Here is a 13498-nt window from a genome sequence, read left to right as displayed (position 1 = left end):
ACGACCCCTACCAAGAATGGGTGCGGTATGTTCTGATGGACTGCGACGTAGTTGCCGATTGATTTGATCGTGCAAAGGCGTATAAATCATTGCCAGCCACTTACAGGAGATATTGATGCCCCAGCACAAAACTCCGTCCCCTGCCCTGTGTGTATGCGTTGTATGCACCGCCCCGCTCAGCGTGGTGGCGTGCCCGTGCAAGGTGAGCGCATGACCCCCGCCTCTACCGACACACTGTGGGCGCTTAACCCGGATGCACTGCTGGCCATTTCGCGGACCGGGCTGGTCTTGAACTGGAATCCTGCGGCCGAAACTATTTTTGGCTACACCGAGGCCGAGGCTGTGGGGTGCTCAATCTTCGATTTGATCGTTCCCAAAGACCGTACCGACGAAGAATTGCGCGTCCAAGCCGAGGTGTTGCGCCAGGGCATGGTGGTGTATGAGGCCGTGCGTCGGCGCAAAGACGGCGCGCTGGTGCACACCAGCATTTCAACCAAAGTAGTCAAGGATGCCGATGGCCAGTTCGCGTACTTTTTGTCTAACAAAAAGGACGTAACCCACCTGAAGGTGCTGCGCGACGCCAAACTGGTGGAAGCCCGTTTCCACGATCTGCTGGAATCCACGCCGGACGCGATCGTGATGGTCAACGTGACCGGGCGGATTGTGCTGGTCAACTCCCAGGCGGAAAAGGTCTTTGGACATGGGCGGGCGGAACTGCTGGGCCAGCCGATCGAGGTGCTGTTGCCCAAGCGCTTTCGCAGTGCGCATCTGGGCCACCGCAGCGATTTCTTTGAGCAGCCCCGCACCCGCACTATGGGTGCCGGGCTGGAGTTGTTTGGCCTGCGCAAAGGGGGCGAAGAGTTTCCGGTCGAGATTAGCCTGAGCCCTATCAGCACCGAAGAGGGCACCATGGTGATGAGCGCCATCCGCGACATCACCGACCGCAAGAAGGCCGACCAGAAGTTCAAGGATCTGCTGGAGTCGGCCCCGGATGCGATGGTCATCGTCAACGGCGACGGCACTATGGTGCTGGTCAACTCCCAGGCGGTGCAACTGTTTGGTTGGAGCCGGGAAGAACTGCTGGGCGAGAAGATCGAAATTCTGGTGCCCGCGCGTTTTCGCCACCGGCACCCGGGCAACCGCAACGGCTTCTTTGCGCAGCCGCGCGCCCGCTCGATGGGGGCCGGGCTGGAGCTGTTTGGGCAGCGCAAGGACGGTTCGGAGTTCCCGGTAGAGATCAGCCTGAGCCCGTTGGAAACGGAAGACGGGCTGTTTGTGTCCAGCGCCATCCGCGACGTGACCGAGCGCAAGCGCTTCGAGCAAACCTTGCACGATAAAAACCGCGAGCTGGAAAGTGCCGCGCTGGTCAAGGACCGGTTCTTTGCCAGCATGTCGCACGAGCTGCGCACGCCCCTGAATTCCATCATCGGCTTCACCGGCACCTTGCGCATGAAGCTGCCTGGCCCGCTCAACGAAGAGCAGGACAAGCAGCTGGGCATCGTCCAGACCAGCGCCCGCCACTTGTTGTCTTTGATCAACGATCTGCTTGATCTGTCCAAGCTGGGGGCTGGCAAGTTTGAACCCGCGCGGGAGCGGGTGGATTGCCAGAGCCTGCTGGAAGAAATAGCCGCGACCCTGCGGCCCGAGGCCGAGAAAAAAGGGCTGGAGTTCACGCTGCGGCTGGCACCGCAAAAACTGGCCCTGGACACCGACCGCCGGGCATTGAGCCAGATCGTTATCAACCTGCTTGGCAATGCCATTAAATTTACCGAGCATGGGCGGGTCTGCCTGCAACTGGAGCCCTGCCTGGGCGCGCACGGCCAGGCACTGCGTATCAGCGTGGAAGATACCGGCCCCGGGATTCCCGTGGCCGACCAGGGCCATTTGTTCGAGGCCTTTTCCAGGCTCGAAGCCGCCGACCGGCGCCGATATGAAGGCACCGGCCTGGGCCTGCATTTGAGCCGCAAGCTAGCCCAGGAGCTGGGCGGGGACATCGCAGTGCGCAGCATGGTCGGGCAAGGCAGTATTTTTACCCTTGAACTCCCCTTGGAGTAGCGTATGCCCACACGCATCCTGGTGATAGAAGACGATGAGTTCAGCCGTGAACTGGTGCGTTACCTGCTGGACCGGCAGGGCTATACCGTGCTCGAAGCGGCAGACGGTGGCGCGGGTGTTGCAATAGCTTTGCGCGAACACCCGGACCTGGTGCTCTGCGATTTGCAGATGCCGGTGCTCAATGGCTATGAAGTGGTGCAGCGCTTGCACAGCAACCCGCTGTGGCGTGTGGTGCCCGTGGTTGCTGTGACCGCCTTTTCCATGCCCGGCGACCGTGATATCGCGCTGGCTGCAGGATTCGACGACTATCTGACAAAACCCATCACTCCCGAGATTTTTGTAGAACAGATCGCGGCCTTCCTGCCGCCTGGGCTCCGGGCCCTAGGCCCATCAGGCACCTAACTCCTACGGAATGGTTCATGGCAAAAATACTGGTTGTGGATGATCTGGCTGAAAACCGCGAGCTGCTGGTGGCATTGATCCGCCATGGCGGCCACCAGCCGCTGGAAGCCGCCGACGGTGCCCAGGCTTTGGCGCTGGTGCGTGCATCGCGCCCGGATCTGGTGATTTCGGACATTTTGATGCCCACTATGGACGGCTACGAGTTTGTGCGCCAGCTGCGTGCCGACCCCCTGTGCGCCGCCACCGAGGTAATTTTTTACAGCGCGCATTACCACGAGCGTGAGGCGCGCAACCTGGCCAAGTCCTGCGGTGTGTTGCGGGTGCTGGTCAAACCCTGCGAGCCCGAAGAGATTTTGCTGGCGATTGCCCAGGCTTTGGCGCACATGCCCCCACCCCCGCCTTTGACGGTGCCGGACACGCTAGATTTTGACCGTGCCCACATGCGCTGGTCAGCGACAAGCTGTCTGAAAAGCTGGAGGACCTGCGCGGCACCAACCGGCGCCTGGCCGCTTTGACCGATCTGAATTTGCACCTAGCCTCGGAGCACGACCCGCTGGTGCTGCTCGACAAGGTGTGCCGGGGGGCGCGCGACCTGATGGGGGCCAAGTACGTGCTGCTGTGCGTGCAGGGCAAGGACCAGGCCGAGGCCGTGTTTTTTACCAGCGGCATTGATGCCGCACTGCTGAACGCGCTGCCGCGCCCCGGTATCGACGAGGGCCTGCTCGGCCAGGTGCGTGCCCAGCGCCGGGCCCGCCGCATCCGTTGTGCCGAAGGCGACCCCACCTCAGTGGGGCTGCCACCGGGCTATCCAGCGCTGTATGCCAGCTTGGTTGCGCCGGTGGTGTCCTTGTCTTACGCCTACGGCTGGATGTGCCTGGTGGATAAGTTGGGGGCGGTCGATTTCAGTGACGAAGACGAGCAGATCGTGACCATTCTGGCGGCGCAAGTCGGCCGGATCTTCGAGAACGGCAGCCTCTACATGGAGGCCCGGGTGCATGCCGAGCGACTGGAGGCGGAAGTGGTCGAGCGCAAGCGTGCGGCGGAAGCGCTGGTGGAGAGCAACCGCCGCTTCAACGACATGCTGGGCCACCTGGAACTGGTGTCGCAAATGCTGGACTGCGAGGGGCGCATCACCTACTGCAACGACTACCTGTTGCGGCTGACCGGCTGGCAGCGCGAAGAGGTTATGGGCCGCAATTTTTTCAGCATCTTTGTAACCCACGGACTGGAAGCCGCGCACAAGCGGTTTGCGGCTCTGTTGGGCAACCAGCCGGGCATGGCCCATTTTGAAAGCGAAATCCAGACCCGCCAGGGTGTGCTCCGGTTGATCCGTTGGAACCATACGCTGCTGCGCTCGGTGGCCGGCGAAGTGGTGGGCACCGCCAGCATTGGGGAAGACATTACCGACCAAAGGGCGGCCGAACGGCGGATCAAGCGGCTCAACCGCGTGTACGCCGTGCTCAGCGGCATCAACGCCCTGATTGTGCGTGTGCGCAACCATGACGAGCTGTTCCCGGACGCTTGCCGCATTGCTGTTGAACTGGGGCAGTTCAAGATGGCCTGGATCGGTGTAACCGACTGGGAGGCGCTACAGATTTTGCCCATCGCCTCGGCGGGGGTGGCGCCGGAGTTTCTGGCCTATATCAAAGACAGCTTCTCGTTGCAGGACGGTGCCAAGCACGCCAACTCCATGACCGTGCGGGCCATCAAGGGAAAGAAGCCTGTGGTGCTCAATGACATGAAGGACTTCTCCGGCAGCCAGTACCTGAAGGCGCACATGGACCAGGGGATTTGTGCCATGGCCGTATTGCCCCTGCTGGTCAACGGCACGGTGGTGGGTGTGCTTGCCCTGTACAGCGACGAGACCGGGTTTTTTGACGCTGAGGAGATGAAGCTGTTGACCGAGCTGGCGGGTGACATCGGCTTTGCGTTGGACCACATCGAAAAGGCCGACAAGCTCAACTACCTGGCCTATTACGACGAAATCACCGGCCTGCCCAACCGCACGCTGTTTCTGGAACACGTGAGCCAGCATGTGCGCATGTTCGACGGTGGCCGCAGCAGCCTAGCGCTGGCCTTGGTCGATATCGAGCGCTTCCGGGCCATCAATGACACCCTGGGCCGCGCGGTTGGCGACGATTTGCTCAAGCAGCTGGCGCAGCGCATACGCACCAGCAGTGTGGCACTGGAGGCTGCGGCGCGTGTGGGGGTCAATTGCTTTGGCGTGGTATTGCAGGGGCCGCGTGATGTGGGGCGCGTGGCACTGGAGCTGGAGCAACTGCTGCGCGAATGCTTCGCCCAGCCCTACCGGTTGCAGGGTGCGGACCTGCGCATCGCAGGCAAGGCGGGCGTGGTGCTGTACCCGCTGGACGGCGAAGATGCCGAAACCCTGCTGCGCAATGCCGAATCGGCCCTGAAACGGGCCAAAGAATCGGCCGAGAACCTGATGTTTTATGCGCCGGAAATGGACACCCGGGTGGCCGCCGCGCTGGAGCTGGAAAGTCGCCTGCGCACCGCTCTGGACCTAGAGCAGTTCGTGCTGCATTACCAGCCCAAGGTGGATCTGGTCACCGGCAAAGTCACCAGCGCCGAAGCCCTGATCCGCTGGAATGACCCGAAAAATGGTTTGGTGCCACCGGGGCATTTCATCCCCATTCTGGAAGAGACCGGCCTGATCTATGAAGTCGGCCTGTGGGCTTTGCGCAAGGCGATGGAGGACTACAAGGGCTGGCGCGCGGCGGGCCTGGAGCCGGTGCGGATTGCCGTCAACGTGTCGCCGCTGCAACTGCGCCACCGCCACTTCGTCGCCGCCGTGGAGGCGGTGATTGGCACCGACCCGCTGGTGGCGCAGGGCCTTGAGCTGGAGGTCACCGAGAGCCTGATCATGGAAGACGTGCAGCGCAGCAGCGCTACCTTGCTGGCCATCCGCGCTATGGGGCTGACGATTGCCATCGACGACTTTGGTACCGGCTACTCGTCGCTGGGCCAGTTGTCGCGCCTGCCGGTGGATACGCTGAAGATCGACCGCACCTTTGTGGTGGACATGGTCACCGGTCCGCAGGGGCTGTCCCTGGTGTCCACCATCATCAACCTGGCCCACGCTTTCAAACTCAAGGTGGTCGCCGAAGGCGTGGAAACCGAGGAGCAATCCCGCCTGCTGCGCTTGATGGGTTGCGATGAAATGCAGGGCTTTTTGTTCAGTCGACCGGTGCCTGCCGATGTGTTCAAGAAGAAGTTTCTGCTGCCTTCGTTGGCTGTGTGATACCGGCCTGGGTGGCTCACTGCCCACCCGCATACAGGTAGGCAGTGTGAACAGACTCCTGCTGCCCAAGTCCGTGCAAGTCAGCGGGTGAAATAGTTGTCTTGCTCCAGCACGGGCGCTGGGGGGCGGCGCAGGGACGCGGCCCGGTTATGGTGGCGCTGTAAAAATACGCACATGGCACAGGTGAGGGCGATGGTGCCGATCCAGATGGTGGCGTAGCGCAGCTCTGCGGGCAGTGCGTTCAGCTCTAAGCCCCCCATCGTGGTGCTGAGTGCCTGTAGAAAAACGCGGTGCATGACAAAGGTGGTTAAACCGAATTTTCCGATCAGAGCTATCGGCAAAACCAGCGGCTTGAAGCCTGAGCGTGCCAGCAGCCCTGCACACAGAAAAAGCCAGGCAAATTTGCCCACCGGTCCCAGTGTGCTGCGGAAAATGCTGGCGTAGTCGGAGGGCGGCGCAAAACTAGACGCATACACGCCAAGCTGAAGCAGCAAAAGTAGGGCGATGCAGACCAGCCACACCGTTTCGTTGCGGTGGCGCTGGATGCCAAGCCAGCAGCCAATGCAGCCGGTCAGTAAGAACGGCAGCACCGGAAACCCGCCCAGGCCTTCGCGCAAAAAGACGCGCACGGCCCAATTGCTGGCATAGGCCGAGGTGCCCAGTAACAGCGCGCAGACGCTGACAGCCAGGTGGGCCAGCAGCAATGCGGCCAAGGTTTGCCAAGGCCAGGTGCGGCACAGTTGGATCATGGTCGGTGCGCACAGCAAGACCAGCGCGGTGGGCAGCAACACGCCAGAGATGGACCAGGGCGATGCCAGCGTGATGAAGCCGATCCACCAGCTCCCATGGAAGATGGGCGAAATGTCGCCGTCCAGCGCCAGTTTGATAGCGGCAAATAGGATATTGGAGAGCAGCATTACCACCAAAATTACGCCGCTGCGATGGCGTAATCGGGGCGCATACATGGCGGGCGCATGCCGCACCGAGAAGATCCACCCAATGCCGTATCCCGAGAGCACCACATACACCACCGTGGCCCAACCGTTGGGCAACCACATATCGCTAAAAAACCAGTGCGATGGGCTGATGCCGACCAACGACAGGGCATGCGTGTTCGACATAAGTACGAACAGCAGGCCACGAAAAACATCCAGGGTTTTGGATCTTTTTAAAGTCATTGCTTTGTGTTGTCTGTTTGTATTTTTTGTTTTGACCGTGACCTCGGCTGGCACAGAAGACGCAGCTTTGGTCTGGCTGAGGAATATACAGGCAGAAAGATTGTCAATGGTGGCGGAGTCCGTACTTTGTCTTTCTGGACTTAGGCCTGCCCTGGCCGCAGATACAGCGTCTGCCGGGAGTACGCGGCGTGCGTGACAATGTGCCACCGCTGACTCTTTGCCACATCCCATGCACGCCACCACCGTCCAACTTGCCGCCGCTGTCCTGTTCGGGCTGGCGCTGCTGCACACCTTTGCCGCCAAGTGGTTTGAAACCCTGGCCCACCGGCATCCGCGCCATGCCGATTTGTTCCACATTCTGGGCGAGGTGGAGGTGGTGTTTGGCCTGTGGGCCTTGGTGCTGATTGTGGTGATGGCACTGCTGGGCAGCGGGGCCGAGGCGCTGGCCTATGCCGAGTCACGCCAATACACCGAGCCGCTGTTTGTGTTTGTGGTGATGGTGGTGGCCGCCTCGCGCCCGGTGCTGGCGCTGGTGCAGCAGCTGTTGACCGCTGTGGCCGGCGCGTTGCCGCTGCCCACGCCGCTGGCGATGGCCTGGCTGGGGCTGGCGCTGGTGCCGCTGCTGGGTTCGCTGATCACCGAACCGGCGGCCATGACCTTGGCGGCGCTGATTTTGGCCCCGCTGGTGTTCCGCCCTGGCCTGCCCGAGTGGCTGAAATACGCCGCCCTGGGCGTGCTGTTTGTAAATGTATCGGTGGGCGGCACGCTGACTTCGTACGCCGCGCCGCCGGTGCTGATGGTGGCCACGGTGTGGGGCTGGGACAGCGCTTTCATGGCCCGCACCTTTGGCTGGCGCGCCTGCATCGCGGTGCTGGTGAACGCCAGCGTGGTGGTGTTTTTGCTGCGTGCGCACCTGCGCACCACGGCTGCGGCCGAGCCGGTGGCAGCCCGGCCGGTGCCGCTGCTGGTGAGCCTGATCCACCTGGGGTTTTTGGCCGGGGTGGTGGTGTTTGCCCACCATCCGGTGGTGTTTATCGGTCTGTTTCTGTTTTTTATCGGCTACACCGAGGCCTATAAACTACACCAGAGCCCGCTGATTTTAAAAGAGGGCCTGCTAGTCGGCTTTTTTCTGGCCGGGCTGGTGGTGCTGGGCGGCATGCAGCAGTGGTGGCTGCAGCCTATCGTCTCCAGCCTGGCCCCCACGGCACTGTTTTTTGGCGCGCTGGGCCTGACGGCGGTGACCGACAACGCCGCGCTGACCTATCTGGGGTCCTTGATCGAGGGCATCAGCGACCCGGCCAAGTACATGCTGGTGGCTGGCGCTGTGGCCGGCGGCGGCTTAACGGTGATTGCCAACGCCCCCAACCCGGCCGGGGTGGCGCTGCTGCGCAAGGGTTTCAACGACGAGTCGATCGGTGCTTTGGGTTTGCTGGCCGGGGCGGCGCTGCCCACGGTGGTGGCCGGGATTTTGTTTTTGCTATAAATTAAGTAGCAAAATTCATCTGGCGGGCCTTGGCAGCGCGGTATAGATCGAATGGGGCGGATGGGTCTACAGGCGGGGTACGTTGGCGCGCGTAATGACCTCGGACCAGCGCCGGATTTCCGATGCCAGCAGGTCGCGCAATTGCTCAGGGGTACCCCCTGCGGGGCCTACGTTCAGGTCTGCCAACTGCTTGCGCAGGTCGGCATTGCCCAGCACCTTGTTGACCTCGCGATTCAGCAGTGCGAGCACGGTGGGGGGCGTGCGGGCCGGTGCAGCGAGCGCATTCCACGACGCAACATCAAACCCACGCACCCCGCTCTCTGCGATCGTAGGTACATCTGCGAGCAAAGATGCGCGGTTGGTACCCATGACCGCCAGCGGGCGAACCGCCTTGGAAGATATCTGGCCCATCATCGGCCCAAGAATCTCGACTACCGCATCCACTTGCCCTCCGCGTAAGGCGGTGAGCACAGCGGGTGAGCCGTTGAACGGCACGACCTGGAAGTCCACCCCGGCACTGGTCTTGAGCAGCTCGGCAGCCAGATGCTGCGTGCTGCCGATGTTGATCGTCGCGATATTCAATTTGCCTGGATTCGCTTTTGCGTAGGCGAGCATTTCCTGCATCGACTTGAAACGGCTGTTGGCAGCGATGAGCACGGCGAGGTCGAAAAAACCCAGCGTAATGACCGGTGCGAAATCTTTTTGCGCATCAAACGGCAAGGACTTGAACAGCCCCGAACTCACCGCTGTGCCGTTGCTCATGAGCAGGAGCGTATGCCCGTCGGGCTCAGACTTCGCCACGGCTTCACCGGCCACCACACCGCCCGCACCAGGCTTGTTGTCAATAATCACGCCTTGGTGCAGAGCTTCTCCCAGTTTGCTTGCGACAGCCCGCGCGGTGAGATCCGCAATGCCACCCGCTCCGAATGGAACGACGATACGAATAGGTTTGGATGGAAAAGTCTGTGCTTTCACCAATGTGGGAAGCAGCGCACCCAAGGTGCCCGTGGCCAGTAAATGTCGCCTGTTAATCATGTTGTATGTCTCCTAGTTTGTTATGCGTTAAGTTTCTACACTTCGGGCAACGATCACAATACTAAATATCTCGCTATCTGATATGGCTAAAAAGACATAAGTCGCTGGAGGCTTGACCATCCTGTGGTGGTGCAGTCGTTCCATCGCGGTTTTCTCCCTCTCTACATGCATAAAAGTAACTGTCTGGAGCATGCCCTTGCTATTTAAATTGCCTCGCCCTGTTGTGCGGGCGGCCACCGTGCTGGCGCTGTTGTGCACGCTGGTGGGGTGTTCTACCGTGCCGCTATCGGGCACCTCCCCGCCCAGCACAGTCGGCCCCGCGCGCTTGTCTATCGACGAGGCCAATGACGTGACGCTGTACGCCATCAGCCTGGTCGGCACGCCGTACCGCTTTGGCGGCAATACGCCTGCCTCGGGCTTTGATTGCAGCGGCCTGATTGGCCATGTCTACCAGGCCCGCGCCCGCATTGCCGCCCCGCGTACCGTGGCATCGCTGGTCAGCTGGGGCCAGGCCGTGCCCCTGGATGCCGTGCGCACCGGCGACCTGGTGGTGTTTGCCCCGCGCGGCGCGGCCACACATGCGGGCATCTACGTGGGCGAGGGCCGGTTTGTGCACGCGCCCTCCACGGGCGGCACGGTGCGGCTGGACCGGCTGGAATCGGTGTATTGGGCCAAGCAGCCCACGGTGTTTCGGCGGCCTTGAAAATGTCCGGGGTAACCCCACGCGGCATTTTGTAACCACCTGTTTCTACAATCGCCCCCATGCGAAAAATGACTACATGGGCTTGGGGATTGGCAGCCATATTGGCCGTGGGCGGCGGTGCCGGGTGGTGGTGGCAGCACCGGGCCGCAGAGCTGCCGGTGTACCGCACCGCCCACTTGGCACGCGGCCCGCTGCTGGCCACGGTGGCGGCCAGCGGGGCGGTGAACCCGGTGACCCAGGTGTCGGTGGGCACCCAGGTGTCGGGGCAGATCAAAGAGCTGTTTGCCGACTTCAACGACGAGGTCAAGGCTGGGCAGCTCATCGCCATGCTGGACCCCGAAACCTTCGAGTACCGCGTGCGCTCGGCCCAGGCCGATGTGGACGCGGCCCGCGCCGCCGTGCTGATGGCCCAGGCCAATGTGGCGGCCAGCCGGGCGGCCATCTCCAAGGCGCAGGTTGATCTGGCCGAGGCCCAGCGCGACTTCGAGCGCAAGCGTGATTTGGCGGATAAGCAGTTCATCGCCCAAAGCGAGGTAGACCGCACCCGCGCCCTGGTCAACACCAGCGGCGAACTGCTCAAGCTGGCGCAGGCCCAGCTCAGCGTGACCGAGGCGCAAACCAAGACCGTGCAGGCCAACGTGGCGCAGCGCGAGGCGGTGCTGGGCCAGGCCCGCATCGACCTGGGGCGCACCCGCATCACCTCGCCGGTGAACGGCATCGTCATCAAACGGGCCATCGAGCGCGGCCAGACGGTGGCGGCCAGTTTGCAGTCGCCCGAGCTGTTCGTCATCGCCCAAAACCTGCGCGACATGCAGGTCGATGCCAGCATCGACGAGAGCGACGTGGGCCGCATCCAGCTGGGGCAAAAAGCCAATTTCACGGTGGATGCCTTCCCCGGCCAGACCTTTGAGGGCGAGGTGCGCCAGGTGCGCAAAGCCGCGCTGAACGTGGCCAATGTGGTCACCTACGTGGCGGTGGTGCGCTTTGCCAATGCCGACGGCCGCCTGCTGCCGGGCATGACGGCCAATGTGCGGGTGGTCACCGACACCCGGCAAGAGGTGCTCAAAGTGCCCAATGCGGCTTTGCGCATGCGCATTACAGATGCTATAAATAATGTAGCTACTACCGCAGGTGCTACCTGCGCTAACGGCACTATTTCTATAAATCCGGTGCGCAAGGGTCGGGTCTACCTGCTGGACGCTGCGGGCAAACCCGTGCCCACCCCCGTGTGCCTGGGCATTACCGACGGCAGCAGCACCGAGTTGATCCATCCCGATGCGGCGTTGAAAGACGGCACGGCCGTCATCACCGGCAACCCAACCACCGGTGCACCCCGTGTCACTGCGCCCAAGGCGCCCTTTTAATGGCGCTGATCCAGTCGGTTGACCTGGGCAAAAGCTACGCCATGGGCGGTGACGTGGTGCATGCCCTGCGCGGCGTGTCGCTGGAGCTGGCCGAGGGCGACTTTGTGGCCATCATGGGCACCTCCGGCTCGGGTAAGTCCACGCTGATGAATATTTTGGGCTGCCTGGATACGCCCACCAGCGGCTCCTACACCCTGGCCGGATCCGCTGTGCAGGGCCTGGATGCCGATGCATTGGCCCATATCCGCAACCAGCGCATCGGCTTTGTGTTCCAACAGTTCAACCTGCTGCCCCGTGCCAGCGCGCTGGAAAACGTGGAGCTGCCGCTGGTCTACGCTGGCGTGCCCGCCGCCCAGCGCCGGGAGCGGGCCAGCGCCGCCTTGCAGCGCGTGGGCTTGGGCGAGCGCATGAACCACACGCCCGCCGAGCTGTCTGGCGGGCAGCAGCAGCGGGTGGCGATTGCGCGGGCCCTGGTGAACCAGCCGCAGCTGATCCTGGCCGATGAGCCCACCGGCGCGCTGGACAGCCAGACCTCGGATGAAATCATGCATTTGCTGGCCGAATTGAACGGGCAGGGCATCACCGTGGTGCTGGTCACGCACGAGGCGGATGTGGCGGCCTGGGCGCGGCGCAAGCTGGTGTTTAAGGATGGGCAGATCGTTGAGGATTCGGGGGGCAGTGCCCCCACCCCAACCCTCCCCCGGCGGGGGAGGGAGCCAGACAGGGGGCACGCGCGGATGAACGGGGTGGCGGCGCTGCGCAGTGCGTGGCGGGCGCTGGCCTCTAACGCGCTGCGCAGCCTGCTGACCATGCTGGGCATCATCATCGGCGTGGCAGCGGTCATCACGATGGTGGCAGTGGGGCGGGGTGCCACCGACCGGGTGCAAGAGCAGATGAAGGGTTTGGGCTCCAACATCATGCTGGTGCTGCCCGGTGGGGCCACGGCGGCGGGCGTGCGCCAGGGCGCGCAGACCCGCAGCCGCCTCACAGAAGAAGATGCCACCGCCATCCAGACCGAGGTGCCCGAGGTGCAGGTGGCCGCACCGTCCTCGCGCACCACCGCCCAGGTGGTGGCCAACAACGCCAACTGGAGCACCACCGTCTTTGGCACCAACAACGACTATCTAGAGGCCCGCGAATGGCCGCTGGCGGCGGGTAGGGTGTTTGAAGATGCCGAGCTGCAAGGCTCGGCCAAGGTGGCGCTGATCGGCCAGACCGTGGCGCAAGAGCTGTTTGGCGATGCCGATCCCATCGACCAATTTGTGCGGGTACGCACCGTGCCGGTGCAGATCGTCGGCGTGCTGGCCCGCAAAGGGCAAAACTCCATGGGGCAAGACCAGGACGACATTCTGGTGCTGCCGATTGCCACCTTCCGCAACCGGCTGCAAGGCGGCTCGCCGGGCAATGTGAAGCGGGTCTGGGCCATCAACGTCAAGGTGCGCGAGGGCCAAAGCATGCAGGTGGCAGAGGAAAACATCCGCGAGCTGCTGCGCCAGCGCTTCAAGGTGCAAGACAGCGCCGACGACACCTTCACCCTGCGCAACCTGAGTGAAATCTTGGAGGCGCAAGAGCAGTCCAGCCGCACCATGACCCTGCTGCTGGCCGCCGTGGCGGGTATCAGCCTGCTGATTGGCGGCATTGGCATCATGAACATCATGCTGGTGGGCGTGACCGAGCGCACCCGCGAGATCGGCCTGCGCATGGCGGTGGGCGCACGCGGGCGCGACATCCTGGTGCAGTTTCTGGTCGAAGCGGTTACTTTAAGCCTGCTGGGCGGGGCGGTGGGCGTGCTGCTGGGGGCCGCCGCCACCTGGGGCGTGGGCCAGTGGGCGGGCTGGCAGGTCAGCATGACCTGGGGAGCGGTGGCGCTGGCGGTGGGCTTCTCGGCAGCGGTGGGCGTGTTTTTTGGCTTTTACCCGGCGCGGCGGGCGGCGCGTTTGCAGCCGATTACCGCTTTGCGGCATGCCTGACGGGGCAACACCAGGGCTGGATATGATGTGGAAAAACTGTGAATGT

General features: G+C 62.8%; 10 protein-coding genes. 8 read left to right on the top strand and 2 right to left on the bottom strand.

Annotation, left to right across the window (positions count from 1 at the left end; genetic code table 11):
• Positions 1 to 162 precede the first annotated feature (162 nt).
• From AC0969_RS00995 to AC0969_RS00980, 4 genes are read left to right on the top strand one after another with little or no spacing between them, the layout of a single operon-like run.
• On the top strand, positions 163 to 2055 hold the full coding sequence (locus AC0969_RS00995; protein WP_479622258.1) for a PAS domain S-box protein: 1893 nt from the start codon (positions 163 to 165) through the stop codon (positions 2053 to 2055).
• Positions 2056 to 2058: 3 nt separating this feature from the next.
• Entirely contained in the window at positions 2059 to 2457 is a 399-nt protein-coding gene (locus AC0969_RS00990) for a response regulator (protein WP_479622257.1), read from the top strand.
• Between the two features lie 17 nt (positions 2458 to 2474).
• Positions 2475 to 2972, top strand: coding sequence for a response regulator (locus AC0969_RS00985; RefSeq protein ID WP_479622256.1), 498 nt, complete (start codon positions 2475 to 2477; stop codon positions 2970 to 2972).
• A complete protein-coding gene (locus tag AC0969_RS00980) occupies positions 2969 to 5719 on the top strand; it encodes an EAL domain-containing protein (RefSeq protein ID WP_479622255.1) in 2751 nt (916 codons plus the stop codon). The genes AC0969_RS00985 and AC0969_RS00980 overlap by 4 nt, the downstream gene beginning before the upstream one ends.
• An 80-nt stretch (positions 5720 to 5799) precedes the next feature.
• On the opposite strand, the gene AC0969_RS00975 is transcribed toward AC0969_RS00980, so the two are convergent.
• Positions 5800 to 6897, bottom strand: coding sequence for an acyltransferase family protein (locus AC0969_RS00975; RefSeq protein ID WP_479622254.1), 1098 nt, complete (start codon positions 6895 to 6897; stop codon positions 5800 to 5802).
• A 229-nt stretch (positions 6898 to 7126) separates the two neighbouring features.
• Here AC0969_RS00975 and AC0969_RS00970 point away from each other — a divergent pair, with 229 nt between their 5' ends.
• On the top strand, positions 7127 to 8380 hold the full coding sequence (locus AC0969_RS00970) for a putative Na+/H+ antiporter (protein WP_479622253.1): 1254 nt from the start codon (positions 7127 to 7129) through the stop codon (positions 8378 to 8380).
• A gap of 66 nt (positions 8381 to 8446) precedes the next feature.
• Here AC0969_RS00970 and AC0969_RS00965 read toward each other — a convergent pair whose 3' ends face one another.
• Entirely contained in the window at positions 8447 to 9415 is a 969-nt protein-coding gene (locus AC0969_RS00965) for a Bug family tripartite tricarboxylate transporter substrate binding protein (protein WP_479622252.1), read from the bottom strand.
• Positions 9416 to 9605: 190 nt separating this feature from the next.
• Here AC0969_RS00965 and AC0969_RS00960 point away from each other — a divergent pair, with 190 nt between their 5' ends.
• The 3 genes from AC0969_RS00960 to AC0969_RS00950 are packed head-to-tail and all read left to right on the top strand — an operon-like array spanning position 9606 to position 13452.
• Entirely contained in the window at positions 9606 to 10118 is a 513-nt protein-coding gene (locus AC0969_RS00960) for a C40 family peptidase (protein ID WP_479622251.1), read from the top strand.
• 59 nt (positions 10119 to 10177) lie between these two features.
• Positions 10178 to 11482 carry an efflux RND transporter periplasmic adaptor subunit gene (locus AC0969_RS00955; protein ID WP_479622250.1) on the top strand — a complete coding sequence of 435 codons (1305 nt, stop codon included), beginning with the start codon at positions 10178 to 10180 and terminating at the stop codon, positions 11480 to 11482.
• Positions 11482 to 13452: an ABC transporter permease gene (locus tag AC0969_RS00950; protein WP_479622249.1), complete on the top strand. Its 1971-nt coding sequence runs from the start codon at positions 11482 to 11484 to the stop codon at positions 13450 to 13452. Before AC0969_RS00955 ends, AC0969_RS00950 begins: the two co-directional genes overlap by 1 nt.
• Positions 13453 to 13498: the final 46 nt, after the last annotated feature.

The sequence above is a fragment of the Rhodoferax sp. LB1P47 genome (assembly GCF_056521445.1).
Note: the sequence above shows the minus strand (reverse complement) of the source record. Positions and strands in the feature narration are given on the sequence as shown.